Genomic DNA, 26,495 nt, shown 5'->3' on the forward strand with positions numbered 1-26,495 from the left:
GACAGCGCTCTGTCCTGCCGGACATCTCCCCCACAATGGGCCCACAAGAGGGAGGTCGGCAGTTTCAGCGCTCCGCTCTGTCCTGCCGCCCCTTGCCATGTCCCCCTCCCGAGGTGTACCCAGTTTCCCAATTCGAACATCTGGAAAGGAGGGCTGCGTGTCTATCGATCACCACCGTCAACGCGGCCCTGTCTGTGCCCTGCGAGCTTGCTTGCAGGGCTGACCAGGACGGTCCGGGAATTTTCCCCCGCTTCGATTTTTGGTCTGCCCTTCGTGGTGCCGCTGATCTCGGCCTGATGGCCTACCGGCGCACCGTCAAAGTGCATTGAGCCGGGCTCCGGCAAGACCAGAGAAATCGACATGGCCCTGATCAGCCTCAAATCCCTCGGCGTCACCATGAGTGCGCCGCTCTTCTCCAACCTCGACCTCATCATCGGTGCCGGCGACCGGCTGGGCATCGTCGCGGCCAACGGCCGTGGCAAATCCACCCTGCTCAGATGCCTGGCCGGCGAGCTGGACGCCACGAGCGGCGATATCACCCGGACGCGCGGCTTGCGCGTCGGCCATGTCGAGCAATCCGTCCCCGACGCGCTGCTCGACCGTAGCTTCCATCAGGTGGTTGCCGATGCCTTGCCGCCGGAGCAGCTTGGCAGCGAGCTTTGGCGCGTCGACGTGGTGCTGGATTCGCTCGATGTGCCTGGGGACATGCGCGACAGGGCGATGCGGGCCTTGAGCGGCGGCTGGCAAAGGCTGGCGCTGATCGCCCGCGTCTGGGTCACCGACCCGGACGTGCTTCTGCTCGACGAGCCGACCAACCATCTCGACCTCGCCAGGATCGGCCAGCTCGAAACCTGGCTCAACGCGCTGCCACGCGAGGTGCCGGTGATCATCGCCAGCCACGACCGCGCCTTTCTCGACGCCACCACCAACCGCACGCTGTTCCTGCGCCCGGAAGAATCGCCGGTGTTTTCGCTGCCCTATTCGCGCGCCCGGCAGGCGCTCGACGAGGTCGACGCCTCGACGGCGCGGCGGTTCGAGCGCGACATGAAGGTCGCACAGCAGTTGCGCCGGCAGGCAGCCAAGCTCAACAACATCGGCATCAATTCCGGCAGCGACCTGCTGACGGTCAAAACCAAGCAGCTCAGGGAGCGGGCCGAAAGGCTGGAAGATGCAGCCGTGGCAGCGCATCGCGAGCGTTCGGCCGGCGCGATCCGATTGGCCAACCGTGGCACCCACGCCAAGGTGCTGATCACGCTCGACGACCCGGCGGTCGAAACGCCCGACGGCACGCTGCTGTTCAGGACCGGCAAGCGCCATATCTGCCAAGGCGACCGCATCGTGCTGCTCGGCCGCAACGGTGTCGGCAAATCGCGCTTCATTGCGATGATCCGCGCCGCCATCGCCGAACCGGGGTCGGAAGAAAGCGTCAAGGTGACGCCGTCGACCGTGCTCGGCTACAGCGACCAGGCTCTGTCCGGCATCGGCGCCGACGCCACCCCGCTGGCGATGGTCTCGCGCCGCTTCGAGATCGGCGAGCAGCGCGCCCGCTCGCTTCTCGCCGGCGCCGGCGTCGCCATCGAGATCCAGGAGAAAAGGATTGCCGCGTTGTCGGGCGGACAGCGGTCGAGGCTGATGTTGCTGGTGCTGCGGCTCCTCAACCCCAATTTCTACCTCCTCGACGAGCCGACCAATCACCTCGACATTGACGGCCAGGAAGCGCTGGAGGACGAGTTGCTGAAGCAGCAGGCAAGCTGCCTGCTCGCCTCGCACGACCGCTCCTTCATCCGCGCGATCGGCAACCGGTTCTGGCTGATCGAGAAGCGGCGGCTGACCGAAGTCGACGGTCCGGAAGGGTTCTTCCGCTCGGTGGCCGCGACGGAGCGCTGATAGCCACGACAAGGCCGGCCTATACGGGGGGCCGGCCTATACGGGCCGGCTTTCCGGGCGCGCATGAAAAATTCCGGTGACCTGTCGGATTGCCGCAGCATTCCTCGTCCTTGGGATGCCGACACGGTGCTGACGGCACCAACCAGGGAGAGTTTATCATGTCCATCTTGTCATCCATCAGCCGCATCGCCAGCCAATATGCGACGGCGCGCGCCCGCTACCGCAGCGAGCGCATTCTGCTTTCGCTGCCGGCCGACCTGCGCAAGGACATCGGTTTTCCGGAAATTCTCGACACGCGAAACGGCCGCTGCACAGTCACCTTCTCGACCGACGTCATTTGAAAGTGACCAACGGGTTCATGCGACGGTCATCGGCTTCACCGGCTGCGCGGCCGGTCCGGGCCCGGGCCCGCTAAAAAAATTCCGCTGCCCGTGTAGGATTGCTGTCGCCTCGTCCGTCTTTTGATCGCAACGCCCAATCAACCCGTGAAGAGGAACACGTGAAATGACCGACCAGAACCCGCCCCCCGCCAAAGTTCTTGGCGGATTGACCCCCTATCTGCAGGTCGACGGCGCCATCAAGGCGGCCGAGTTCTACAAGAAGGCTTTCGGGGCCGAGGAAGTCTTTGCCTATCCGCCGGACGACAAGGGCCGCACCATGCATATCCATCTCTATGTCAACGGCTCGACGCTCATGCTGGGCGACGCCTATCCCGAGCACGGCCATCCGCATCAGGCGGCGCAGGGTTATACGCTCCAACTCCATCTCGGTAGTGACGACGTCGATGCCTGGTGGAAGCGCGCGGTGGACGCCGGCTGCGAAGTCGTCACGCCCCTCCAGGTAATGTTCTGGGGCGACCGCTGGGGCCAGGTGAAGGATCCCTTCGGCGTCGCCTGGGCGATGAACGCGCCGGTAAAATAGGTTTCCCAGCGAGCAAGCGTCGGCCGCCAATCCCAGGGCTGACGCGCTCACCCGCGCCGGGTCGTATCCCCGCCGGCCCGGCGCTCGTTTTCAGCGAAGGAGTTTACCCATGTCCTATGTCGATGGTTTCGTGCTTGCCGTGCCGAAGGCAAATCTTGATGACTACAAGAAAATGGCTGCGAATGCCGGCGCCGTCTGGAAGGAGCACGGCGCGCTCGCCTATGTCGAATGCATCGGCGACGACGTGCCCTATGGCGAACTGACCTCGTTCCCGCGCGCCGTGCAGGCGAAGGACGACGAAGTCGTCATCTTTGCCTGGGTCGTTTACGAATCCAGGCAGAGCCGCGACGCGGTCATGGCGAAAGTGATGGCCGACGAACGTCTCAAGATGGACTGGTCGACAATGCCCTTCGACGGGAAGCGCATGATCTTCGGCGGCTTCCAGCCATTTATCGAGGTTTGAGCACAGCCGATTCGGTCCTCATCCAGGGCGGAGCAGGAGCGGAGCTCCTGCTTCCCCCTCGAATGACGAGGTTGCGAGGCAGCGGCTAATCTCACAGGCCTGCGATGGCTGAGAGCAAGCGGCCTACCAGTCCAACCCGGCCCTATCCGTTCTGGAGCTTGACGAGCAGCGGCTTCAGCCGCTCCCCATAACGCTTCCACAGGTCGACCGAGCCCTGATACATCGGCTGGCGCACCTGCGCGGCCGACGCCGTGCGCACCGGCCGGTCGGTCTCGTGGAACGCCAGCACCTTGTCGTCCCAAGGCAGGCCGAGATGCGCCATCAGCGCCCGCGTCTGGCCTTCCTGATCGGCGACGAAATCCTCGTAGCGGACGTCGTGGACGACGCCGGGCAGAACTTTGTGCCAATGCGCCATGATATCGGTGTAGAGGTTATGGAAATCGGCGAGCTCGCCGAGATCGTAGCCGTAACGATGGCTGTCGCCGCGGAAATGCACTTTGAAGATCGACAGGCACGTGGCCGCGGCGTCGCGCGCGCAATGCACGATCTTCGCCTTCGGCAGCATCATGTGCAGGAAGCCGACCAGCAGGAAGTTGCCCGGCATCTTGTCGGTGACATGGCGGAAGCCCGGATACCGGGCATGCAGCATGTCGATATAGGCCTGCCCGGCCTCGGCAAAGGCCTTGTCCGGCATGTCGGCTATCCCTGAGGGAAAACCGCCCGGCATGCTCATCGGAAACTGCTTGCCGACGACCGACTTCAGGATGCTGAGCTCGCCCGCGCCAAAGACCTGCGGATGGCTGGCTATGATCTGCTCGACCAGCGTCGTGCCGGAACGCGGCATGCCGACGACGAAGATCGGCGTGTCGTCGGAAATGTCGCTCGGCCTGTGCTTTTCGAAGAAGGCCTTGTCGAAGGCCGACTTCATCGCTTCGAACTCGTCGCGCGTTCTCACCGGGTCGTAGTCGATGCCCTTGCGGCGGATCGCATTGCCCTCGGCGAAATAGTCGAAGGCGCGGCCATAATCCTTCAGATCGTCATTGGCCTTGCCGAGGCCGAAGGAAAGCTGCATGCGCGCAAGGCTGTCCTGCGGCGCCTTGGCGTGCTCGGCCTCCATGCCGGCAAGCTCGGCGTCGCGCTCTGTCTGGCGCTTGACCTGGGTCAGCAGAAGCCAGGCTTTCGCCATCGCCGGAGCGATCGCCACCGCCTGGCGGGCAAGATCGGCGGCCTCGGCGAGCTTGCCCTTCTCCATCAGGGCGACGCCCAGTCCGTAGAGCAGCTCGGCATCCTTGGGCCGGATCGACAGCGACTCGCGGAAGAGCGCAATCGCCTCGTCGAGCCGCCCGGCTTCCTGCAGCGTTTCGGCAAGGCCGATGCGGGCGCGGACATGGAACGGGTTGCGGCCGATCGTGCCGCGATAGATCTCCTCAGCGCCATCGAACTGGCCGAGCTGCTTCAGCGACGAGCCGAGATTGTCGCGTGCCGCGAGTTGGTCCGGGCGGATGTCCACCGCGCCACGGAAGAAATCGACGGCGGCGGCAACGCGGCCGAGGTCGCGCATCACCGTGCCCATGTTGTTGAGGAAATCGGCATTTTGGGGCTGCAGCGTGACCGACTGCTCGATGGAGTCCAGCCCTTCCTCGCTGCGACCGGTCTGGTGCAGGAGGAGCCCGAGGAAATGCAGCGCGGCGGCATGATTAGGCTGCTGCCCCAGCACCTGCCGGTAAAGCGACTCCGCCTCCTGCCGGCGTCCTGCCTGGTGCAGCTGCAGCGCCCGTTGCACATAGGGATCGAGGGGGCTCGCCGATCCTGGCTTGCCGCCCGCGTTTGCCGCTCTTCTCTGATCTCTGTTAATGGGAAACCTGCCGTGTTTGTCCGCCCGCCGGACCTAAGCCAAGCGGGCGGCAGATGCAAGTGTGTGGGCAGCGCTCCGAGGACTTGCCCGCAATGCCGCTAGCAAGGCCCGTCGCCGATGATGCGATAGTCCGCCGCGCGGGCCTCGCACGCATTCGGGAAAGTGCGCACCTCGCCGTAGCGTCTGGCGCAGACCGGCGCGTATTCGCGGGTGCAGAAGGTTTGCTCGCCGCCACCGCCGCCATCCCGGCAAGGCCCGTCACGCACGATGCGATACCCTGCCCGCTCCGCCAGGCAGGCATTGGCGAAGGTCTGGCGGTCGCCGCCGCGTCTTGCGCACACTGGTTCGTATTGCATCGTGCAGAGCTGCGGATGCGGCCTCGGCGGACGCGGACGCGGTCCTTCGTCGACGACCACGGTACAGGCCGCCAGCAATGCCGACAGTAGCAGGGCGACAAGGCCCTGCCGCGAAACGATTGCCGCAAGAAATCGCATAGGTCCCTCTCCTATCTGGCTCAGGCGCGATCGCGCCAGCTCGCGCAATTCCTCGCCATTTTGGGATCGAACGCAACCCCGGCTTGTGCTTTGCCCGGGGCGAAATTTATCGCCGGTCGGCTTCTCGCACTGGCCCATGCCCGGCTTTTCACTGGCCGATGACCGGTCATGGCGCCGGGTCTATCGATGGCCTCGCGTTGGGCGCGCCGAGGGCCGCCCGCGGTGCTGTCTTGCAACCATCACATTTCCGTGTAATAAATTTGGTGTTCGGGCATTTGCGACCCGGAGAGCGGCACGTTTTGGACGACCTTTCCCCGATAGTGTGAATCTCTGACGGCCCCGTTTTTCGGCGGGGGCTTTGACCATGCGCGAATGCATGACTGCCGAAGCAACACCGGGATCAGCCCAAGGAAGCGGGCGAGCCCACGAGACTGATACGGGTGAAGGAGTTTCCCCCATGGCCCAGACCGGCACCGTAAAGTTCTTCAACGCCACCAAAGGCTTCGGCTTCATCACGCCTGACGGCGGCGCCAAGGACGTGTTCGTCCACATCTCCGCGATCGAGGCCTCCGGCCTGCGTACGCTCGTCGACGGCCAGAAGGTCACCTTCGACGTCGAGCCTGACCGCATGGGCAAGGGTCCGAAGGCGGTCAACCTCCGCGCCGCCTGAGCGGGCGACGCTGCCTGTCCTTCCGCTGATGAACGGCGCGGCAGGATCATGAATCGGCTTCGCAGGAAGCTTGAGTTTTCGAGGGCGCGACGGTTCCGTCGCGCCCTTTTTTGTCCGGCAAACAGTTGTATTGGCAGGCGAAAACTTTCTCTTGCCGATAGCGCTAAAATAAAGGACAAATTTCCTCTCGGGCAATTTGCCGGCCCGAGACTGACTTGATGGGATCAAAGGAGCTTCCCATGCCGCAGACCGGCACCGTCAAATTCTTCAACCATGCCAAGGGCTTCGGCTTCATCACGCCCGACGATGGCGCGAAGGACGTCTTCGTCCATATTTCGGCCGTGCAGGCGTCGGGCCTTCCCGGTCTTGAGGATGGGCAGAAAGTGACATTCGACACCGAGCCCGACAAGCGAGGCAAGGGTCCGAAGGCCGTCAACCTGTCTATCGGCTAAGCCGGCTCAAGACAGATCCGACGGAGACTGAGCAGGCGGGGCGCTCCCGCAGAGCTCGGAATTTTGTCGAGCCGCGAAATCGTTCGCGCGGTGCCGTTCAGCCTCCGTTCAGCCACGGTCCTCTACTAACCCCTCCTAAAGCCGATCCGCATCCCCTGACAATACGCGGGCCGGCGCGAAGGAGACCGAAAATGAACCGAATTCTCAAGACCGCCATTGTGGCCGCCGGCGTCGCCGCGACCACTTTGGCCACCTTCTCGGCGGCAAATGCTGATGATGGGCGCTGGCATCGTCGTCATTATCATGGCGGCGACGCCGTCGCCGCGGGCGTTGTCGGCCTGGCGGCGGGCGCCTTGATCGGTAGTGCGCTCAGCAACCCGGGGCCGAGATACTACGACCCAGCCTATGATGACGGCTATTATGTCGACCGGCCCGTTCGCCGCTACTATGTACAGCCGCGCGTCGTCTATGCCGACCGCTATGCCGAGCCGTGGACCCGCGAATGGTACGAGTATTGCTCCGACCGCTACCGCACCTTCAACTCGCGTACCGGCACATTCACCGGCAACGATGGCGAACAGCATTTCTGTGTTGCCAACTAAGACTTAGGTTTCCAGTCCAGGCAAAAGCGCCGCCCTCGAGCGGCGCTTTTTTCTTTGCGCAGAGGATCAGGCCAGGAAGGGATTCGTCCGGCGCTCCTCGCCGAAGCGGCCGCCCGGACCGTGACCGCAGATGAAGCCGATATCGTCTCCGAGCGGCAGCAGCTTGTCTTTGATCGAGGTGATCAGCGCGGCGTGATCGCCGCCTGGCAGATCGGTGCGGCCGATAGAGCCGCGAAACAGCACGTCGCCGACATGGGCGAATTTGGCCGCGCGGTTGTAGTAGACGACGTGGCCCGGCGCGTGCCCCGGACAATGCAGCACCTCGAACGAATGCTCCCCGAAAGAGACCGTGTCGCCTTCGCTGAGAAAACGGTCCGGAATGCAATTGCGCACCGGATCGGTAAGGCCGAAGCGCTTGGCCTGGTTCTCGAGATTGGCAAGCAGCGGCCGATCGGCCTCGTGCGGGCCGATGATGTCGATGCTGAGTGCATCCTTCAGATCCATCGCGCCGCCGGCATGATCGATATGGCCGTGAGTGACCCAGATCGCCTTCGCCGTGATCGCGTTGTCCTTGAGTACCGCCAGAATCTTGTCGACGTCGCCGCCGGGATCGACGACGACACCCTGTTTGTCGTCCATGTCGAAGAGAATGGTGCAATTCTGCTGGAAGGGCGTGACCGGCACGATGCCGGCATTGAGCTGACCCATGGCTTTCCTTTCGAGGTGTTGCCCTGATGTAGAGAGCACAGCCGACTGCGTCCACCGGTGATCCCTCTGAAAGAAATGGGCGGCCATAGCCGCCCATGGGAAGCCTGAAATTCTGCCAAGCCTATTCTTCATCACGTTCATGACCGCGCGCATGGTGTCGGTGAGGATGGCGCCGGCGCCGACGATGACGCTTTGTATGTCCATCGCCCTGCCCAGTCCCACCGGCTGCTCCGCTGCCGTCGCCGGATCGAGCGCACCCATGAGACGCCAAATTGCTGCGAAGGCGCCTAAATAAAAGGGGCGGCCCGAGAACCGCCCCGTTGCACAAAAAGGCTGTGACTATCTATTCTGCGGCGATGGCGTGCTTTGGCTGCACCGCGGCAGAATAGTCGTTCATCAGCGTCTTGGCGATCTCGCCAACCTCGAATCGGTACGGGCCGATTTCCGAGACCGGCGTTACTTCAGCAGCCGTGCCGGTAAGGAAGCACTGCTCAAAGCCATCGAGCTCTTCGGGCATGATGGCGCGCTCGATCACCTCGAAGCCGCGGTCCTTGGCCAGGCCGATAACGGTGCGGCGGGTGATGCCGTCGAGGAAGCAGTCGGGCGTCGGCGTGTGGATTTTGCCATCCTTGACGAAGAAGATATTGGCGCCGGTGGCTTCCGCCACCTGGCCGCGCCAGTCGAGCATCATGGCGTCGGCGTAGCCCTTGGCCTCGGCGGCGTGCTTGGAAAGCGTGCAGATCATGTAGAGGCCGGCGGCCTTGGACTTGGATGGCGCGGTGCGCGGATCGGGCCGGCGCCATTCGGCGACGTCGAGACGGATGCCCTTCAGCTTCTGCGCCGGGTCGAAATAGCTCGGCCACTGCCAGATGGCGATGGCGCAGTTGATACGGTTGTTCTGCGCCGAAACACCCATCTGCTCGCTGCCGCGCCAGGCGATCGGACGCACATAGGCGTCCTTGAAACCCTGCTTCTTCAGAAGCGTGCGGCAAGCCTCGTCGATCTCGCCGACCGAGTAGGGAATCTTGAAACCGAGCAGGCGTGCCGATTCATGCAGGCGCTCATTGTGCTCGGTGAGCTTGAATATCTGGCCGCCATAGGCGCGCTCGCCCTCGAAGACCGCGCTGGCATAGTGCAGGCCATGAGTCAGCACGTGGATCTTGGCCTCGCCCCATTTGACGAACTCCCCGTTCATCCAGATGAAGCCGTCCAGTTGATCGAAGGGAACGGATGCCATGGAAACCTCCCGCGGGCAGGCGCCCGCCAATCGTTGTGTCTTATGGCCTTTTGTGTCGGCCCTGCTACTGGGTCCGAAACCGCGAGCCTGTGTCTGGAAGCGTAGGCGGATATTCAATCCCTGGCAAACTTAGGAAGTTCCGGAAAAACGGCTTCCGCTTGCCTTTTCGTTCGCAATCCGCCGAAAAGCTTGTCAAAAATTATCATTTGCGGGAAATTACGTCAACAGTACTGACGTAATTCCCGCTTGGCATGGAGAAATGATGACGGAACGAAGCCCCGCAGCCGGAAAACCGATCAGGACGGCGATCACCGACGAGGACGGCATCGACTTTGCCATCATCGAGCTGTTTTTCTTCGCCTATCGCGACTTCACCTCCGATCCCGACCAGATCCTTGCCGATTACGGCTTCGGCCGTGCCCATCACCGCGTCCTGCATTTCGTCAACCGCAGGCCCGGACTGACGGTTGCCGAGCTGCTCGACGTGCTGAAGATCACCAAGCAGAGCCTGGCGCGGGTGTTGAAGCAGCTGATCGACACGGACCATATTGTCCAGGTGCAAGGGTTGCGCGACCGCCGGCAGCGCGAGCTCTATCCGACTGCCAAGGGCCGCGCGCTGGCACTGGCGCTGGCACGGCCACAGTCGCGCCGCATCCGTGCTGCATTGGAGGATTCCGGGACCGCCGAGCGCGCCTCGATCGAGAGATTCCTCGAGGCGATGGTCAATCCGGAACTTAGAGCGCAGATCGACATTGTGCCTGCGCAAACATCGGGGAAGAAAAATGGAGACCACTGAGAAGGTTGATCATCCGGCAGCGCCCGGCGATGATGCGCCGCATCTGCTGGTGGTCGACGATGACACCCGCATTCGCAATCTGCTCAAGCAATATTTGTCCGAGAACGGTTTTCGCGTCACCGTCGCCGGCAACTCCGGCGAGGCCCGGCGCAAGCTCGCAGGGCTGGATTTCGACCTGCTCGTGCTTGACGTCATGATGCCCGGCGAAACCGGCGTCGACCTCACCAAGGCGCTGCGGGCCGAGAAGAACGTGCCGATCCTGATGCTGACGGCGCTGTCGGAAACCGACAGTCGTATCACCGGGCTCGAGGCCGGCGCTGACGACTATCTGCCGAAGCCCTTCGATCCGCGCGAGCTCATCCTGCGCATCAACAACATCCTGCGCCGCGGCGGCCCGGCGGCGACGCCGAAAGTCGAGCAGCTCGTCTTCGGCCCCTACACGTTCCAGATCGCCAAGCGCGAACTGAAGCGTGGCGGCGAGGCGCTGAAGCTGACCGACCGCGAGCAGGAAATCCTGGCGATCTTCGCCGCCCGGGCGGGCGAAACCATACCGCGGCACGAGCTCGTCGGCGACGAATCGGATGTCGGCGAGCGGACCATCGATGTCCAGATCAACCGGCTGCGCCGCAAGATCGAGCGCGATCCGTCAAATCCGGTGTGGCTGCAGACCGTGCGCGGTATTGGGTATCGGCTCAGCGTGGAATAACATGCTCGCAGACGGCCTTGGCTGAATGGCCGTCTACGAGCGGAAGGGCGAATGGCGACCACGCAACTGGAAAAGCCCAAGACCGGGAGCCTCGGCGATCTCGCTTTGCGCACGCTGAGGGCGATGCCGCGCGCCTGGAACCGGTTCTGGCGCCTGGTCGCGCTCTACATGCCGAAGCGGCTTTATGCCCGCTCCCTGATCATCGTCATCGCGCCGATGATCCTTTTGCAGTCGGTCGTTGCCTTCGTCTTCATGGAGCGCCACTGGCAGACAGTTACCCAACGCCTGTCGCAGGCGACGATCGCAGACATCGCTGCCATCATCGACATGATGGAGACCTATCCCCACGACGCCGATTACGCCAACATCATTCGCATCGCCCAAGACCGTATGCAGCTGAAAGTGGATCTGCTGCCGCCCGATCCCCTGCCGGCCCCCGGACCGAAGCCGTTCTTCTCAATCCTCGACACGGCCCTGTCGTCGGAGATTACTCGGCAGATCAACCGTCCCTTCTGGATCGACACGGTCGGCAACTCCAATGTCGTCGAGGTCCGCGTCCAGCTCGAAGGCAAGGTCCTGCGCGTCTTCGTGCGTCGCAGCCAGGCTTATGCCTCAAACACCCATATCTTCCTGATCTGGATGGTCGGCACCTCGCTGGTGCTCTTGATGATCGCCATCCCCTTCCTGCGCAATCAAATAAGGCCGATCCTGACATTGGCCGAAGCCGCCGAGAGCTTCGGCAAGGGCCGGCCGATGCCGCGCGATTTCCGTCCGCGCGGCGCGGAGGAAGTGCGCCGCGCCGGCTTCGCCTTCATCCAGATGCGCGAGCGCATCGAGCGCCAGATCGAGCAGCGCACCGCCATGCTGACCGGCGTCAGCCATGATCTCAGGACCATTCTGACCCGCTTCAAGCTGCAGCTGGCCCTGGCCGGCGGCAAGGCCGAGACCAAGGCCGCGCTGAACCAGGACATCGACGACATGCAGTCGATGCTGGAGGGCTATCTCTCCTTTGCCCGCGGCGAGGCGGCGGAAGACACCGGCCGCTTCGATCTCGATGCCTATTTCCAGAAGCTTGGCGAGGAAGCGCAACTGCGCAAATGCAAGCTGTCGACGACACTGACCGGCGATCCGACCGTGCATGTGCGGCCGAACGCCTTTGCCAGGCTGATGTCCAATGTCATCGGCAATGCCTTCCGATATGCCAAGACGGTCGAGGTCCATGCCAATCACGGCCGCGGCTCGCTGACCGTCACCATCGACGATGACGGTCCCGGCATCGCGCCGGACAAGCGCGAAGAAGTGTTCAAGCCATTCCTGCGGCTCGACGAAGCGCGCAATCTCGATGCCAGCGGCACCGGCCTTGGTCTGTCGATCGCCCGCGACATCGCCCGAACCCATGGCGGCGACATCATGCTTGAAGACAGCCCGCTGGGCGGTTTGCGAGCCGTGATCAAGGTGCCGGCTTAGTCGGACAAAGACGGCCTTCATCCCCCCGTCATGAAATCATGGTCAAGAGCGCGCATGAAGCGCGCGACCTTTATCGATTCGGCCATGCCGCCCCGCTTCGATCCCGCACCCGCCCGGGTGCGCTGGAGCGAAGCGCGAGCTGCAGCCTGGCTGCCGTTCCGCCATCGTGCCGGCGCGCCCAAGAATCCGTGCGAAGGGTCGCCATGCGAATCCTGATGGTCACCGATGCATGGCGACCGCAGGTCAACGGCGTGGTTCACACGCTGGAGCGGCTTACCGAAACGCTGAAATCCTTCGAAGTCCAGGTCGATTTTCTGACGCCGAACATCTTCCGCACCTTGCCGCTGCCGACCTACCCGGACATTCGGCTCGCCTTGACAACCCCCAGTCATGTCGCGCGGCTGATCGAAGCGGGAAAGGCCGACCACATCCACATTGTCACCGAAGGGCCGCTCGGCATCATGGCGCGCCGCTACTGCCGCAAGGCCGGCCGTCCCTTTACCACCAGCTACCACACGCGTTTTCCCGAATATCTCAGCGCCCGCCTGCCGGTGCCGGAGAGGTGGGCCTATAACTGGCTGCGCGACTTCCACAATTCCGGACAGGGCACGCTGGTCGCCACGCAATCGTTGGCGGACGACCTTGCCTCGCGCGGCTTCGATAAGCTGAGGCCCTGGACTCGCGGCGTCGACACCGATCATTTCCGGCCGGACAAACGCAAGGACACCAGCTTTCCCCGCCCCATCTTCCTCTGCGTCGGCCGTGTCGCGATCGAAAAGAACCTGACCGCCTTCCTCGATCTCGATCTCCCCGGCAGCAAGGTGGTGGTCGGCGAAGGGCCGGAACTGGCAAAGCTCAGCGCCCGCTATCCGAACGCGCATTTCCTCGGCCATCGCCCGAACGACGAACTGGCGGAAATCTACGCTTCGGCTGACGTCTTCGTCTTTCCGAGCCGCACCGACACCTTCGGCAACGTCATCATCGAGGCTCTGGCCAGCGGCACGCCGGTGGCCGCCTATCCGGTGACCGGACCGATCGACATCGTCGGCGACGGCGTCGGTGGGGCCGTATCCGAGGATTTGCGCGAGGCGGCGCTCAAGGCGCTTCACATTGACCACGCGGAGGCGCGCCAGCGCGCACTGCGCTACAGCTGGAAGTCATGCGCCGACATGTTCCTCGACGTTGTCGAAGAAGCGCTGGGAATGCCGCGCAAGCGCGCCGATCAGAACGCGGTGACGTCAGGCCGGCCCAGGCTGGTTCTAGAATAGACGCCCGCCGTCCGGCACTTTGCGCTCGATGGCGCCGAGCACGACGGCGCCCTCCTCGTCCGGAAAGCCAAGCGTCAGCACTTCCGACATGAACGGGCCGATCTGGCGCGGCGGGAAATTGACCACCGCGAAGACCTGCCGGCCGATCAGCGTCTCCGGCGCATAATATTTGGTGATCTGCGCCGACGACTTCTTCACGCCGATCGCCGGGCCGAAATCGATCTTCAGCTTGAATGCCGGCTTGCGCGCCTCCGGAAAGGGCTCAGCCTCGACGATCGTGCCGGCACGGATGTCGACACGATCGAAATCGGCAAAGCTGATCTCGGGCTTGCGCTCGCTGCTGGAACTCATCGGCGGTATTGGCTTCGCTCAGGCGCTTCCATGGGTTTCAAAGAGCACGCTGGACAGCGCGTCCTTGGCCGACGTACCCGACCAGACGACGAATTGGAAGGCCTGGAAATAGCATTCGCAGGCCTCTAACGCCGATGACAGAAGCACCTCGACCTGCTGGCTCGACGGCTCGACCCCGCCGGCAAGCAGCAGCGATTGCCGGAACATGATCGCGCCCTCCTGCTCCCACAGGTCGAAATGGCCAAACAGCATCTGTTCGTTGATCAGCGACAGGAGCCGCATCACTTCGAGCGCGCGCGTTTCCGGCACCTTGATGTCGAACGCGCAGGCCAGGTGCAGCGCCTCGAAATCTTCCATCCAGGAGAAGGAGACATGATAGTCGGTCCAGCTGCCTGTCACCGAAATCGAGATCTCGTCGTCGCCGGCGCGTTCGAAGGACCAGTCATTGTTGTGGGCCACCTGCTCGATGACGTCCACCGGGTGGATTTCGCGGGAGAATTCGAGTTCGAGGAGTTCCATGAATGCTTCCTGTCGTTCTGAGAGCGCCGCCACACGCTCCGCGAGAGAGGGCACGCACAACGAACAATCTTGTCTAGAACTCGGACGGCCAGGACTTTCCAAACGCAAAGACCCCAACCGGACCCCACCGCCCGGCGCATGACCCTGCTTCGAATCATGCAACAAATTCAGTCTATTGATCGGGAGTCGCGTGAACAGCCCAATTTTTCGCACTGCGTCATTCGCATGTGGAAAGGCGCTGTCAAAAAGATTCATGCAATGCCGGTAAGCGATTCACGGCAAAGCGATTTTTCGGATCGTGCTTTGTGGAAAAGTTTACGATTATTTTTTTGATCTGGGCTTCGCCGCAGCCGCAGGTGCGGCTTGCCCGGTCAATTCGGCGAGCTTGGCCTCGAGCGCTTCGACGCGCACCGCAAGCTGGATGTTGTCTTCTCTTGCCTTGACGGCCATCTCGCGCGCAGCCTCGAACTCCTCGCGTTTCACCACATCCATGGAGTTGAGCAGGCGCTCGGCCTGGCTGCGAAAAGCCGTCTCCATCTCGCGCCTGACGCCTTGGGCTGCCCCCGCGGCATCGGTCATCAGCTTGGCGAATTCATCGAGAATGCGGTTCGTTCCGGTCGACATGGCAAATCCTCGCTTGATTATTTTGACGTAGTGGCGCGCGGCACGGATTGCAAGCGAAGCGTGCCTTGACCCCGCCAAAACCCTGCCGCATGGTCCGCGCCCGATAGACGACCGCAACCGGAGCGACCCAGTTTGAGCGAATATTTCCTGCTGCCGCTGGCCTCCCTGCCCTTCCCCAATATCGACCCGGTTATCGTCCATATCGGGCCGCTGGCGGTGCATTGGTATGGCGTCGGCTACATCGTCGGCATTCTGTTCGCCTGGTGGTACGCCAAGCGCCTGGTCAGCAATGCCAGCCTTTGGCCGGACGGCAAGCTGCCGACGAAGCCCGAGGATCTTGACGATTTCATCGTCTGGGCGGCGATCGGCGTGGTGCTCGGCGGGCGCACCGGCTACGTCCTCTTCTACGACCTTCCACGCTATATCGCGCATCCGCTCGACACCTTGGCGGTCTGGCAGGGCGGCATGTCGTTCCATGGCGGACTGCTCGGCGTGATCCTCGCCATGACCCTCTTTTCGCTCAAGCGCGGCATTCATACCTGGACGCTGTTTGACGTCGTCTCGGCCGGCGTGCCGGTCGGCCTTGGGCTGGTGCGTGTGGCCAATTTCATCAATTCGGAGCTCTGGGGCCGTCCGTCGGACGTGCCCTGGGCGATCGAATTCCCCAATGGCGGCCCATTCACCCGGCATCCCAGCCAGCTCTACGAGGCGCTGCTGGAAGGTCTTGTGCTCTTCCTGGTGCTGCGCTTTCTCACCCACTCGCGGCTGAAGCTGAAGACACCGCGCTTCGTCGGCGGCGCCTTCATCTGCGGCTACGGCCTGTCTCGCATCTTCGTCGAGTTCTTCCGCGAGCCTGACCAGCAGCTCGGTTATCTGCTCGGCACCAACTGGCTGACCATGGGCATGGTCCTGTCCTCGCCGATGGTGCTCGCCGGCATCTGGGCCATGGCCACCGCAAAGCCGACGACGCAGACGCAGCCGGCATGACCGGGCTGAAGGAGCGCATCATCGGCCTGATCGGCGCGGTGGGGCCGATCCCGGTCAGCGAATACATGGCGCTCTGCCTGTTCGACCCTGAGGACGGCTATTATACGACGCGCGAGCCCTTCGGCGCCGCCGGCGACTTCGTCACCGCGCCGGAGATCAGCCAGATGTTCGGCGAGCTTGTCGCCGTCTGGCTCTACCAGGCCTGGCAAGGCGGCGGGCGTCCGCTGCCAGCCACCTTCGCCGAAATCGGCCCCGGTCGCGGCACGCTGATGAAGGACATGCTGCGCACCTGGTCCCGCCTCGATCCGGCGCTTGCCGCCGAGGCTTCCTTCGCCATGATCGAGACCAGTCCGCGCCTGGCCGAAATCCAGCAAGAGACGCTTGCCGGCCAGAGCCCCGCCCTGAGCTGGCACCAAACCATCGACACGCTGCCGCAGCAGCCGCTCTTCATCGTCGGCAATGAACTCTTCGACGCCGTGCCGATCCGCCAGTTCGTCTATGTCGGCGCCGGCTGGCGCGAGCGCATGGTCGGGCTCGACGAGAAAGACAATCTTCATTTCTTCGCCGGCGCGGGTTCCGTCGACCCGGCGCTGCTGCCGGCCGGCGCGGCCGATGCTCTGCAAGGCGCCATCGTCGAGGTGGCGCCGGCCCGCGCCGCGCTGATGGCAGCGATTGCCGAGCGTATCGCCGGCCATGGCAGCGCCGGGCTGTTCATCGACTACGGCCATCTTGAGCCGGGCTTCGGCGACACATTGCAGGCTGTGCGCAGGCACGATCACGAAGACGTGCTGGCCAATCCCGGCGGGGCCGATCTTACCGCTCATGTCGATTTCGCCGCGTTGGCTGCAGCCGTCCGGGAGCACGGCCTCCAGGCGGAACTGACCACGCAGAGCGAATTCCTGCTCGGCATGGGCTTGCTCGAGCGCGCCGGCGCGCTGGGCGCCCTGGCCGATGATGTCGCGCGTCAGGCGATTTCCGAGGCGGTCAAGCGCCTTGCCGGCCCCGATGCGATGGGCGAGCTGTTCAAGGTGATGAAGATCCTGCCAGCCGCGAAAACTGGCTGACATCGGCGGGCAACCCGTGCAAGCTGGCCCCGCCACTTGCCCGAGCCACATACCCCACCCGAACTCCACCTTGACGAAATCGCCCACGCGGACAACAAACCCTTCCATGCTGAATCACACCAGACCCGATCCAGTACGCTCGCCGCTGCTTGCGAAGGCGCCAGGCATACGCCACGGCTATTTCACCCGCATCGGCGGCGTCTCCGGCGGCATCTATCAAGGCCTCAACATCGGCACGGGCTCCGGCGATGATCAGACGCTGGTTGCCGAGAACCGCCGCCGCGTTGCCTACTGGATGGGCGTGCCGGCGGATCATCTCCTCACCGCGCACCAGGTCCATTCTCCCGATGTCGTCATTGCCAAGGAGCCTTTTGCCGGCGCTCGCCCCAAGGCAGACGCCATCGTCACCGACCGGCCGGGCATCGCTGTCGGCGCCTCGACGGCCGATTGCGGACCGGTGCTGTTCGCCGACGCGGAGGCGCGCGTCATCGGCGCGGCCCATGCCGGCTGGAAAGGCGCCCTCACCGGCGTGCTCGAAAACACCGTAGCCGCGATGGAAGGGCTCGGCGCGCGCCGCGATCGCATCGTCGCCGTGCTCGGCCCTTCCATCGGACCCGACAATTACGAGGTGGGACCGGAATTCGTCGCTCGCTTCATCGAAGCCGACGCCGGCAATCAACGCTACTTCAAGTCGTCGCAGAACCCTGGCCACTCGATGTTCGACCTCAACCAATATACGGTCGACCGGTTGCGCAAGGCCGGCGTGACCGCCGACGGGCTCGGCCGCTGCACTTACGCGGAAGAACACCTTTTCTATTCCTACCGCCGCACCACCCACCGCAAGGAAGCGGATTACGGGCGGCAGGTCTCGGCAATCGTTCTGGAGAAAGAGTAATGGCGCTGCATTTCGAACGTTCGGAATTCGACGCGCGGCGCGACCGGCTGCTGATCGAGATGGCCGAGAAGAAGCTCGACGCCGTGCTTTTGTTCGCGCAGGAGAGCATGTACTGGCTGACCGGCTACGACACTTTCGGCTTCTGCTTCTTCCAGTGCCTGGTGGTGAAGGGCGACGGCTCGATGGTGCTGCTCACCCGCTCGGCCGATTTGAGGCAGGCGCGAAACACCTCGACCATCGAGAATATCGTATTGTGGACCGATCGTGATGGCGCCAATCCCGCGATCGACCTGCGCAACCTGCTCAACGATCTCGATCTGCTTGGCGCCCGCATCGGCGTGGAATACGACACGCACGGCCTCACGGCCTACAATGGCCGTCGCGTGGACGAGCAGTTGCAGACCTTCGGCCAGATCGCCGATGCTTCCGGAATCGTCGGCCGGCTGCGTCTCTTCAAGAGTCCGGCCGAGATCGCCAAGGCCGAAAAAGCCGCAAGCCTCGCCGACGATGCGCTCGATGCCGCGCTGCCGCTGATCAAGCAGGGCGGCGACGAGGCGCTGATCCTGGCCGCCATGCAAGGAGCAGTTTTTGCCGGCGGCGGCGACTATCCCGCCAACGAATTCATCATCGGCTCCGGCGCCGATGCCCTGCTCTGCCGCTACAAGGCCGGCCGCCGCAAGCTCACCAAGAACGACCAGCTGACGCTCGAATGGGCGGGCGTCTTCCATCACTATCACGCGGCGATGATGCGCACCGTTTTGACCGGGAAGATCTCGAAGCGCCACCAGGAACTGTTCGATGCCGCCCGCGCGGCTCTGCTTGCCGTCGAGAAGGCGATGACGCCGGGCAATTCCTTCGGCGACGTCTTCGACGCGCATGCCCGCACGCTCGAGGCGCATAATCTGACCAAGCACCGGCTGAACGCCTGCGGCTATTCGCTCGGCGCCCGCTTCACGCCGTCCTGGATGGACATGCCGATGTTCTACCAGGGCAATCCGGAGCCGATCGCGCCCAGCATGACGCTGTTCGCGCATATGATCATCATGGATTCGGAAACCGATACGGCGATGACGCTCGGCCGCACCTATCTTACCACGGAATCGGCGCCGAAGCCGCTCTCGCGCCATGATCTCGACTTGATCGTGCAGTGAATCCATAATGGTTGGTTCACGCGGGGGCGTTCGCCACCAGGGAGTTGTCGGGCAAATGAGACGATCGCAGGTGACGACCGTGTCATTGCTTGCGGCGCTGGCGCTGGCCGCCTGCACCAACGCCAAGGACGTCCTCGATCCTTCTGCCGTCAAGCCGCCGGCGGGTTCGGCCCAGGCTCTGCCGGCCACCCAGGGCACGTCGGCCACCGCATCGCCAACAACGACCACCGCGCCCGCGCCCACAGCGACCGCGGCGGCTTCAACGCCTGCCACGCCGGCTCAGGCCGCCGCCATCGCCAAGACCCGGCTGCAGGTAGCGCCGATCGTCGGCGCCTCGGTGGAGGCCGCAGCACCCTTGACGGCGGAATTGCAGACGCGCGCCAGGCAGCGCGGCGTGACCCTTGTCGGCAGCACCGACCAGACGGCGACGCATGTGCTGAAGGGATATTTTTCGACGATGTCCGAAGGCAAGGACACCACGGTCATCTATGTCTGGGACATCTACGATCCGTCGGGCAACCGCCTGCATCGCATCAATGGCCAGCAGAAAGCGGCCTCGGTCGGCAGTGGCGAAGGCTGGCCGGCAGTAGCGCCGGCGACCATGCAGGCCATCGCCGACCAGACGATCGACCAGTTCACCGCGTGGCTCGGCGGCGACGGCGCCGGTTGATCGACCAACCTGTTGCCGGCTTGCGATCCAGCCGGCCTTTGTTGCGCCTTGTCGAACGATTCCCGATCACGAGGCTTGCAATACCGGCGCGGGCCGCTAAAAGCCCGGCATAAAGGCTCATGAGAGTCTGTCCGGTCTCTCCATCCTTCACCAGGAACGGTGCATGAAGCTTTTTGCGGGCAATTCCAACAGGGTGCTGGCCGAAGCGGTCGCTCGCTATCTCAACATCCCGCTGGGGAAGGCCAGCGTCAGGCGCTTCGCCGATCAGGAGATCTTCGTCGAGATCCAGGAGAACGTGCGCGGCGAGGATGTCTTCATCCTGCAGTCGACCTCCTATCCGACCAACGACCATCTGATGGAGCTGCTCATCATGATGGACGCCTTCATGCGCTCCTCGGCAAGGCGCATCACGGCGGTCATTCCCTATTTCGGCTACGCCAGGCAGGACCGCCGCGCCTCAGGCCGCACGCCGATTTCGGCCAAGCTCGTCGCCAACATGATCACCCGCGCCGGCGCCGATCGCGTGCTGACGCTCGACCTCCACGCCGGCCAGATCCAGGGCTTCTTCGACATTCCGACCGACAATCTGTTCTCGGTGCCGGTGATGGCCCGCGACGTGAAGGCGAAATACAAGCAGCTCGGCAATGTCGTCGTCGTATCGCCCGACATCGGCGGCGTAGTGCGGGCGCGCGCGCTTGCAAAACGCTTCGATGCGCAGCTCGCCATCGTCGACAAGCGCCGCGAGCGGCCCGGCGAATCCGAGGTGATGAACATCATCGGCGCCGTCGCCGGCAAGGATTGCCTCTTGATTGACGACATCGTCGATTCCGGCGGCACGCTCTGCAACGCGGCCGATGCCTTGCTCGCCAACGGCGCGACCAGCGTCACTGCCTACATCACCCATGGCGTGCTCTCGGGCGGCGCGGTTGCCCGCATCAGTGGCTCGAAACTGCAGGAACTGGTGATCACCGATTCCATCCAGCCGAGCCAGGCCGTGCTCGACGCGCCCAACATCCGCGTCATCTCGATCGCCGACCTGATGGGCGAGGCGATCTCGCGCACGGCGACAGAAGAATCGGTCTCAAGCCTGTTCGACTAAGCCGCGGCGCTGCTGGCTTGAACCGGGCCGCTTGATCGCTTTGGCCCCTCGCCTGACTCGCGCGCGCCGCGCATATAGCCGCGCGGCGAGTTGCCGAGCATGCGCTTGAACATGGTGATGAACGCCGGCACGCTGTCATAGCCAAGATCGAGCGCCACCCTGGTGATGGGTTCGCCGTCGGCGAGCCTCGGCAGCGCCGCGAACAGGCAGGCCTGCTGGCGCCAAGTGGAAAGCGACAGCCCGGTCTGGCGGTGGAAGGCGCGTGTGAAGGAGCGCCGGCTCATGCCAGCGGCATCCGCCCATTCGTCGATCGTCGCATGTGGCGAGGGCGCCGCGACAAAGCGCCGGCAGAGCGCCGCGAGCTTCGGATCCGACGGAAGAGGCAGGCCGAGCGGCCGCTCCGGCAGGTTCGGTATCTCATGCAGCAAGAGCCCCATGATCAGCCCGGCGCGTCCTTCGAGCTCGCCGCCCTGAGGCAGCTTCTCCGATTCCACGATCAGACTGTGCATCAGCTCGGTAATGCCGACGACACGTAAGCCCTCCGGCAGGCCGGGAATTGCATCCGGCACCACATAAACCGAGCGCATCGAGACGTCGCCCAGCATCTCGACCGAATGCTCGATGCCGGCCGGTATCCACATCGCATGGTCGGGCGGCACCATCCAGCGACCGTGCCTGGTCGTCACCAGCACGACGCCGACAAGCGCATGCAGCAACTGGCTGCGGCTGTGGCGGTGCCGCGGCACGTGGTAGCCGTCGGGATATTCGGTCGGCAGCGCGACCGCCGGCCCGACCGCCTGCTCCAGCCATTGCCAGCGGCTTTCATGCAGCCGGCCGAGCTCGGCGGCATCGCCCCTGAAGATTTCCCGGCCATGCGGCATTCGATGTGGCCCATTTGCGAAACTATTGGACCAAACCACGAAAGAAGTCGCCATTCAAGCCGATTATAAGACAAGCGGCCAAAAAGCTGGCTGGCTGCGGTTCGCCGCCAAAAAGACCCGGAGCATTGCCTTGACCGATACGACCGCCACCGCCGTCGCCACCCCAGCGCCGGCAAGCCACACCTCGGCGCAAGCGACGGCCTTCACCGTCATTCTTGCGGTGAGCTTCTGCCACTGCGTCAACGACATCATGCAGTCGCTGCTTTCGGCGATCTATCCGCTGCTCAAAGAGAATTACGGTCTCGATTTCTGGCAGATCGGCCTTCTTACGTTCACTTTCCAGGTGACGGCCTCGCTGCTGCAGCCTGTGATCGGCATGATCACCGACAAGCGGCCGATGCCCTATTCCTTGCCTTGGGGCATGGCCTCGTCACTGGTCGGGCTGGTGGTGCTCGCGCATGCCGGCCATTACTGGCTGCTCCTGATCGGCGCCTCGCTGATCGGTATCGGCTCGGCGATCTTCCATCCGGAATCCTCGCGCATCGCCCGCTTCGCCTCGGGCGGCCGCTTCGGTCTCGCGCAATCGCTGTTCCAGGTCGGAGGCAATTTCGGCCAGGCGATGGGCCCGCTGCTCGCCGCCTTCATCGTCGTGCCTTTCGGCCAGACGAGCATTTCCTGGTTCGCCGTCGGCTCGCTGATCGGCATCGTCGTGCTGTGGCAGGTTGGCGGCTGGTACAGCCGGCTGCGCGCCTCAATGGCCAGCCGCAAGCCGGCGGCTCACGTCTCGCCCTTCCCACGCAAAAAGGTCATGGGGGCACTGGCGGTGCTGACGCTGCTGGTGTTGAGCAAGAACGCCTATATCGCCTCGCTGTCCAGCTACTACACCTTCTACGCCATCCATAAGTTCGGCGTCTCGGTGCAGATGTCGCAGGTGATGCTCTTCCTGTTCCTCGGCGCCTCGGCGCTTGGCATCCTGCTCGGCGGCCCGTTCGGCGACCGCTACGGACAGAAGGCGATGATCTGGTTCTCGATCGTCGGCGTTCTGCCCTTCACGCTGGCGCTGCCTTACGCCAATCTGGAATGGACGATGGTGCTTACCGTTGTGATCGGCCTGATCCTGTCGTCGGCCTTCTCCAACATCGTCGTTTTCGCGCAGGAACTGGTTCCCGGCCGCGTCGGCATGATCGCCGGCATCTTCTTCGGCTTCGCCTTCGGCATGGGCGGCATCGCCGCGGCCGTGCTCGGCGTCATCGCCGACATGAAAGGCATCGACTTCGTCTACCACGTTTGCTCGTACCTGCCCTTCCTCGGCCTGCTGACCGTGTTCCTGCCGAACATGAAGGAGGCCAGGAAAGCCTGAGCCGGCTACTCGGAACGAGCTCCACAGAGCAAAGCACCCGCCCGACGGCGGGTGCTTTTCTGGCGCTGGGACTCAGGCCTGGAAGAAGGCCAGGAGGTCGGCATTGATGACGTCCGCACGGGTAGTCGCCATCCCATGCGGAAGGCCCTTGTAGACTTTGAGCTCGCCCTTCTTGAGCAGCTTGATCGCGAGCAGCGCCGAATCCGCGATCGGCACGATCTGATCGTCGTCGCCATGCATGACCAGCACCGGCACGTCGATCTTCTTCAGGTCCTCGGTGAAGTCAGTTTCCGAGAACGCCTTGATGCAGTCGTAATGCGCCTTGGCGCCGCCCATCATGCCTTGGCGCCACCAATTGTCGACCACACCTTCCGACACCGTCGCGCCCGGACGGTTGAAGCCGTAGAAAGGGCCGGCCGGAACGTCGCGGAAGAACTGTGCGCGGTTCGCTGTCAGCGCTGAGCGAAAGCCGTCAAACACTTCGATCGGCAGGCCGCCGGGATTGGCAGCGGTCTGGAGCATGATCGGCGGCACCGCGCCGATCAGCACAGCCTTGGCGACGCGGCCTCCGGAACCGTACTGCGCGACATAGCGCGCCACTTCGCCACCGCCGGTCGAATGCCCGACATGGATGGCGTTCTTGAGGTCGAGATGCGCAACCAGCGCCCTCACATCGGCGGCGTAGGTGTCCATCTCATTGCCGGTGTCAGTCTGGCTGGAGCGGCCATGGCCGCGGCGGTCATGGGCGATGACCCGATAGCCCTTGGAGAGGAAGAACAGCATCTGGGCATCCCAGTCGTCGCTGCTCAGTGGCCAGCCATGGTGGAAGACGACCGGCTGACCGGTGCCCCAATCCTTGTAGTAGATCTGCGTGCCGTCGTTGGTGGTGATCGTGCCGCTGCCCGAGCCGGCCTTCGCATGTGAAGCTTCAGTCATCTCAATCTCCGTTTTAGATGTCGCGATAAATAATATCGCGATAATGATATGTCTAGCGCAACGATGACTACTTGTCCACGATAATATGTATCGCGATACGATTTTTTGTGCTAAAGAGCCTCACGACATCGACAAAAGGATCATGGCGCGATGCCTCTGCCCCTGGACAATCAGCTCTGTTTCGCGCTCTACGCCACGAGCATGGCGATCAACCGTACCTACAAGCCCATGCTCGACGAGATGGGGATCACGTATCCCCAGTATCTCGTGCTCAATGCGCTTGGAGAGGCCGATGGCATGTCGGTCGGCACCATAGCGCGCCGGCTGGCGCTGGAATCGAGCACCGTCACCCCGCTCGTCAAGCGCATGGAGCAGGCGGGTCTGGTGACCCGCCAGCGCAGCCATGACGATGAGCGGCAGGTGCAGGTCGATCTCACCGCGGCAGGCCGGGCGCTGCTCACGCAATGCAGCTGTCTGGGCGAAACGCTGGTCGAGCGTTCAGGCATGACCTCGGCCGAGATCGATGCTCTCACGCGAAAAGTCCGGGCGTTGCGCGATGCGTTGAGCGGCGACCAATCGGCTGATGCTGCCTGACCTCCAAACGCCGGACAAAGTCTGCTTAGTGCAGGCCACGGCCCGCGTCTCATCGCAGGGGCGAGCCATTTCCCCCGCGGCTTGGCAGGCATCCTCGACAATGGTCCTTTCAAGACGGAACGTTCAAAATACTTGCTTGCTCCTCGCTGCTGACCGGCGGCAGTTGCGGCGCATCCAGCCCCTGGAACGGGTCGCGCCAGGCATCGATATGCTCGATCCGCCGATACCAGCGGCTGAGCGATGGATAGTCATCGAGCGGCAACCGGGCAGCATCATTGAACGCGAGAAAGGTCGCCATACGAAAGTCGGCATAGCAAACCGAATTGCCGACCAGCCATTGGCGCCCGCAAAGCTCTGCTTCAAGGATGGCGGCTGTGATGTGGAACTGCCTCAGCCCCTCCTCGACCAATGCCTTGTCGATCGGCCCCAGTCCCCAGCGCTGTTTCGTGCCGCGCTCGAAATGCACCATGTCGCAGGCCCTGACGAAATTCTCCTTGCCCCAGCTCAGCCAGCGGATCATCTCCGGTTCGTCGTCGCCGGTGCGCCAGAAATCCGAATGCATGTCGCGCGAGAGCCGGCAGGCGATCGCATCGGCTTCCCACAGGCTCCATCCCGGGCCGACCAGGATAGGCAAAGTCAAATTGGGGTTAAGCGCGCGGTAGCGCTCGGCTTGCCCCGGCGCCATGGGCGAGGCGAATTCGAAGGCGACATCGGCCTTCAGATAGCGCGCCGCCGCGACCGCGAGGCGAGGATTGGGATTGCGGCTGAACAGTAGTTTCATGTCGATCTCCGGTCCTTCGATTGCCTGCCAAGGACGTTTGAAACCGGCCCGATGCTACATGACGCATGCGGGCGGGACCGACGCAACTCGCCAGATCCGACTTTGCAGTGGAGCAACGCGTCGGCTATGCCTCCCCAGTCGGATATCATGGCCAAAACCTCGGCCAAGCCTTCCGGTTCAACGGCTTGCGCCCCTGCCCGCGTTCCGCTATAGAGCCGCCACCCGCGTAGACACCCTTGGAGGCAACGCGGAGGAAGGCCGGCCAGGCCTGCATGATCCCCGAAGCGTTTGGACAGCCAAAAGCGTTGGATCGACCATGCAAGGCCGCGACGGCTTTCGACGTTTACGGATGGGCTTGCCCGCCGCGAACGCTCCATAACACGCGAAAGGAAATGCCATGAGCCACGAGGCTTACGAGCTCAAGGCCGAAGCGCGCGAACAGGTCGGTAAGGGGTCCGCCCGTGCAGTTCGCCGCAACGGCAAAGTGCCTGCAGTTATTTACGGCGACAAGCAGCCCCCCTTGGCGATCGCCCTCAACTACAAGGACATCTTCTACAAGATCCACGGCGGCGGGTTTCTGACCACGATCGCTACGATCGATGTCGACGGCAAGAAGATCCAGGTCCTGCCGAAGGATTTTCAGCTCGATCCGGTCAAGGACTTCCCGGTCCATGTCGACTTCCTGCGCATCGGCAAGGACACCGAGGTCAATGTCGACGTGCCCGTCCACTTCATCAATGAGGACAAGTCGCCCGGCATCAAGCGCGGCGGCGTGCTCAACATCGTTCGTCACGAAGTCGAGTTCCACTGCCCTGCCAACGCGATCCCGGAATTCATCACCGTCGATCTCGCCGGCACCGAAATCGGCGACTCGATTCACATTTCGGCGGTTGCCCTGCCGGCCGGCGTCAAGCCGGTGATCTCCGATCGCGACTTCACCATCGCGACCATCGCCGGCTCCGCGGCAATGAAGCCGGAGACGGAGGAGACTGCCGAAGCGGCGGCGCCGGAAGCTGAGGCCGCTGAGGCCGAAGAGAAGTAATTGTCTCGGCGCCAG

At 63.5% G+C, this 26,495-nt stretch carries 30 protein-coding genes; 20 read left to right on the plus strand and 10 right to left on the minus strand.

All coding sequences use genetic code 11. From position 1 onward, the window contains the following. Positions 1-360 precede the first annotated feature (360 nt). The 4 genes from P9254_RS06800 (at position 361) to P9254_RS06815 (ending at position 3,271) form a co-directional block, all read left to right on the plus strand. Positions 361-1,887, plus strand: coding sequence for an ATP-binding cassette domain-containing protein (locus P9254_RS06800; protein ID WP_278054515.1), 1,527 nt, complete (start codon positions 361-363; stop codon positions 1,885-1,887). Between the two features lie 158 nt (positions 1,888-2,045). Continuing rightward, positions 2,046-2,228 (plus strand): hypothetical protein, encoded by a 183-nt coding sequence (locus P9254_RS06805; RefSeq protein WP_127240506.1) that lies wholly within the window; start codon positions 2,046-2,048, stop codon positions 2,226-2,228. Between the two features lie 163 nt (positions 2,229-2,391). Beyond that, positions 2,392-2,808, plus strand: a complete 417-nt coding sequence (locus P9254_RS06810; protein WP_278054518.1) for a VOC family protein — start codon at positions 2,392-2,394, stop codon at positions 2,806-2,808. A 109-nt stretch (positions 2,809-2,917) separates the two neighbouring features. Continuing rightward, positions 2,918-3,271: a DUF1428 domain-containing protein gene (locus tag P9254_RS06815; protein ID WP_067326604.1), complete on the plus strand. Its 354-nt coding sequence runs from the start codon at positions 2,918-2,920 to the stop codon at positions 3,269-3,271. Between the two features lie 142 nt (positions 3,272-3,413). Here the strand turns inward: P9254_RS06815 and P9254_RS06820 are convergent, their stop codons facing one another. Together P9254_RS06820 and P9254_RS06825 are read right to left on the minus strand one after the other, a co-directional pair. Further along, positions 3,414-5,054, minus strand: coding sequence for a tetratricopeptide repeat-containing sulfotransferase family protein (locus P9254_RS06820; protein ID WP_278054519.1), 1,641 nt, complete (start codon positions 5,052-5,054; stop codon positions 3,414-3,416). Between the two features lie 170 nt (positions 5,055-5,224). Further along, the gene (locus tag P9254_RS06825) at positions 5,225-5,620 is read right to left on the minus strand and encodes a Kazal-type serine protease inhibitor domain-containing protein (protein WP_066994414.1); all 396 of its coding nucleotides are present in this window, start codon (positions 5,618-5,620) and stop codon (positions 5,225-5,227) included. Positions 5,621-6,077: 457 nt separating this feature from the next. Here P9254_RS06825 and P9254_RS06830 point away from each other — a divergent pair, with 457 nt between their 5' ends. From P9254_RS06830 to P9254_RS06840, 3 genes are all read left to right on the plus strand, one after another. Then, positions 6,078-6,290, plus strand: a complete 213-nt coding sequence (locus P9254_RS06830) for a cold-shock protein (RefSeq protein ID WP_006202520.1) — start codon at positions 6,078-6,080, stop codon at positions 6,288-6,290. A gap of 239 nt (positions 6,291-6,529) precedes the next feature. Next, entirely contained in the window at positions 6,530-6,742 is a 213-nt protein-coding gene (locus P9254_RS06835) for a cold-shock protein (RefSeq protein ID WP_006202521.1), read from the plus strand. Positions 6,743-6,933: 191 nt separating this feature from the next. Continuing rightward, positions 6,934-7,344, plus strand: coding sequence for a BA14K family protein (locus P9254_RS06840; RefSeq protein ID WP_278054520.1), 411 nt, complete (start codon positions 6,934-6,936; stop codon positions 7,342-7,344). Positions 7,345-7,410: 66 nt separating this feature from the next. Here the strand turns inward: P9254_RS06840 and P9254_RS06845 are convergent, their stop codons facing one another. Next, positions 7,411-8,052: an MBL fold metallo-hydrolase gene (locus P9254_RS06845; protein WP_278054722.1), complete on the minus strand. Its 642-nt coding sequence runs from the start codon at positions 8,050-8,052 to the stop codon at positions 7,411-7,413. 343 nt (positions 8,053-8,395) lie between these two features. Next, complete coding sequence (locus P9254_RS06850) at positions 8,396-9,289, minus strand: branched-chain amino acid aminotransferase (protein WP_095781295.1); 894 nt, start codon at positions 9,287-9,289, stop codon at positions 8,396-8,398. Positions 9,290-9,551: 262 nt separating this feature from the next. On the opposite strand from P9254_RS06850, the gene P9254_RS06855 reads away from it, so the two are divergent. The 4 genes from P9254_RS06855 to P9254_RS06870 are packed head-to-tail and all read left to right on the plus strand — an operon-like array spanning position 9,552 to position 13,526. Next, a complete protein-coding gene (locus P9254_RS06855; protein ID WP_095777371.1) occupies positions 9,552-10,085 on the plus strand; it encodes a MarR family winged helix-turn-helix transcriptional regulator in 534 nt (177 codons plus the stop codon). Then, positions 10,072-10,791 carry a response regulator gene (locus tag P9254_RS06860; protein WP_059188911.1) on the plus strand — a complete coding sequence of 240 codons (720 nt, stop codon included), beginning with the start codon at positions 10,072-10,074 and terminating at the stop codon, positions 10,789-10,791. Before P9254_RS06855 ends, P9254_RS06860 begins: the two co-directional genes overlap by 14 nt. Before the next feature lie 51 nt (positions 10,792-10,842). Next, complete coding sequence (locus tag P9254_RS06865) at positions 10,843-12,258, plus strand: ATP-binding protein (RefSeq protein WP_082953957.1); 1,416 nt, start codon at positions 10,843-10,845, stop codon at positions 12,256-12,258. A gap of 38 nt (positions 12,259-12,296) precedes the next feature. Further along, positions 12,297-13,526, plus strand: coding sequence for a glycosyltransferase family 4 protein (locus tag P9254_RS06870; protein WP_442920297.1), 1,230 nt, complete (start codon positions 12,297-12,299; stop codon positions 13,524-13,526). Here the strand turns inward: P9254_RS06870 and P9254_RS06875 are convergent. From P9254_RS06875 to P9254_RS06885, 3 genes are all read right to left on the minus strand, one after another. Then, positions 13,518-13,877, minus strand: coding sequence for a tRNA-binding protein (locus tag P9254_RS06875; RefSeq protein WP_066994400.1), 360 nt, complete (start codon positions 13,875-13,877; stop codon positions 13,518-13,520). The two genes, P9254_RS06870 and P9254_RS06875, sit on opposite strands and share 9 nt — an antisense overlap. Positions 13,878-13,895: 18 nt before the next feature. After that, complete coding sequence (locus P9254_RS06880; RefSeq protein WP_066994911.1) at positions 13,896-14,396, minus strand: YbjN domain-containing protein; 501 nt, start codon at positions 14,394-14,396, stop codon at positions 13,896-13,898. A 321-nt stretch (positions 14,397-14,717) separates the two neighbouring features. Next, complete coding sequence (locus tag P9254_RS06885; protein ID WP_066994397.1) at positions 14,718-15,020, minus strand: accessory factor UbiK family protein; 303 nt, start codon at positions 15,018-15,020, stop codon at positions 14,718-14,720. Positions 15,021-15,152: 132 nt separating this feature from the next. Between P9254_RS06885 and lgt the strand changes: the two genes are divergently transcribed. The 6 genes from lgt to P9254_RS06915 all read left to right on the plus strand — a co-directional run bounded on the left by lgt (position 15,153) and on the right by P9254_RS06915 (position 20,886). Further along, a complete protein-coding gene (gene lgt / locus P9254_RS06890) occupies positions 15,153-16,007 on the plus strand; it encodes a prolipoprotein diacylglyceryl transferase (protein WP_278054524.1) in 855 nt (284 codons plus the stop codon). After that, positions 16,004-17,071 (plus strand): class I SAM-dependent methyltransferase, encoded by a 1,068-nt coding sequence (locus P9254_RS06895; RefSeq protein ID WP_278054525.1) that lies wholly within the window; start codon positions 16,004-16,006, stop codon positions 17,069-17,071. Before lgt ends, P9254_RS06895 begins: the two co-directional genes overlap by 4 nt. Before the next feature lie 106 nt (positions 17,072-17,177). Continuing rightward, positions 17,178-17,966, plus strand: a complete 789-nt coding sequence (gene pgeF / locus P9254_RS06900; protein ID WP_095823261.1) for a peptidoglycan editing factor PgeF — start codon at positions 17,178-17,180, stop codon at positions 17,964-17,966. Then, positions 17,966-19,117: a M24 family metallopeptidase gene (locus P9254_RS06905; protein ID WP_067326575.1), complete on the plus strand. Its 1,152-nt coding sequence runs from the start codon at positions 17,966-17,968 to the stop codon at positions 19,115-19,117. The genes pgeF and P9254_RS06905 overlap by 1 nt, the downstream gene beginning before the upstream one ends. A 55-nt stretch (positions 19,118-19,172) precedes the next feature. After that, positions 19,173-19,787, plus strand: a complete 615-nt coding sequence (locus P9254_RS06910) for a hypothetical protein (protein ID WP_095823262.1) — start codon at positions 19,173-19,175, stop codon at positions 19,785-19,787. 163 nt (positions 19,788-19,950) lie between these two features. Then, the gene (locus tag P9254_RS06915; protein WP_066994382.1) at positions 19,951-20,886 is read left to right on the plus strand and encodes a ribose-phosphate pyrophosphokinase; all 936 of its coding nucleotides are present in this window, start codon (positions 19,951-19,953) and stop codon (positions 20,884-20,886) included. Here P9254_RS06915 and P9254_RS06920 read toward each other — a convergent pair. Next, complete coding sequence (locus tag P9254_RS06920; RefSeq protein WP_278054527.1) at positions 20,883-21,767, minus strand: AraC family transcriptional regulator; 885 nt, start codon at positions 21,765-21,767, stop codon at positions 20,883-20,885. The genes P9254_RS06915 and P9254_RS06920 overlap by 4 nt on opposite strands. Before the next feature lie 130 nt (positions 21,768-21,897). Here P9254_RS06920 and P9254_RS06925 point away from each other — a divergent pair, with 130 nt between their 5' ends. After that, positions 21,898-23,127, plus strand: a complete 1,230-nt coding sequence (locus P9254_RS06925) for an MFS transporter (RefSeq protein WP_176477688.1) — start codon at positions 21,898-21,900, stop codon at positions 23,125-23,127. A 72-nt stretch (positions 23,128-23,199) separates the two neighbouring features. Here P9254_RS06925 and P9254_RS06930 read toward each other — a convergent pair whose 3' ends face one another. Further along, positions 23,200-24,063 (minus strand): alpha/beta fold hydrolase, encoded by an 864-nt coding sequence (locus tag P9254_RS06930; RefSeq protein ID WP_278054528.1) that lies wholly within the window; start codon positions 24,061-24,063, stop codon positions 23,200-23,202. A 150-nt stretch (positions 24,064-24,213) separates the two neighbouring features. Between P9254_RS06930 and P9254_RS06935 the strand changes: the two genes are divergently transcribed. Next, on the plus strand, positions 24,214-24,657 hold the full coding sequence (locus P9254_RS06935; RefSeq protein ID WP_066994371.1) for a MarR family winged helix-turn-helix transcriptional regulator: 444 nt from the start codon (positions 24,214-24,216) through the stop codon (positions 24,655-24,657). A 109-nt stretch (positions 24,658-24,766) separates the two neighbouring features. On the opposite strand, the gene P9254_RS06940 is transcribed toward P9254_RS06935, so the two are convergent. Beyond that, complete coding sequence (locus P9254_RS06940) at positions 24,767-25,438, minus strand: glutathione S-transferase family protein (RefSeq protein ID WP_278054529.1); 672 nt, start codon at positions 25,436-25,438, stop codon at positions 24,767-24,769. A gap of 397 nt (positions 25,439-25,835) precedes the next feature. Between P9254_RS06940 and P9254_RS06945 the strand changes: the two genes are divergently transcribed. Beyond that, complete coding sequence (locus tag P9254_RS06945; RefSeq protein ID WP_066994365.1) at positions 25,836-26,480, plus strand: 50S ribosomal protein L25/general stress protein Ctc; 645 nt, start codon at positions 25,836-25,838, stop codon at positions 26,478-26,480. Positions 26,481-26,495: the final 15 nt, after the last annotated feature.

Origin of the sequence: Mesorhizobium sp. WSM4983 (assembly GCF_029625765.1) — a bacterium.
Taxonomy (GTDB): domain Bacteria; phylum Pseudomonadota; class Alphaproteobacteria; order Rhizobiales; family Rhizobiaceae; genus Mesorhizobium.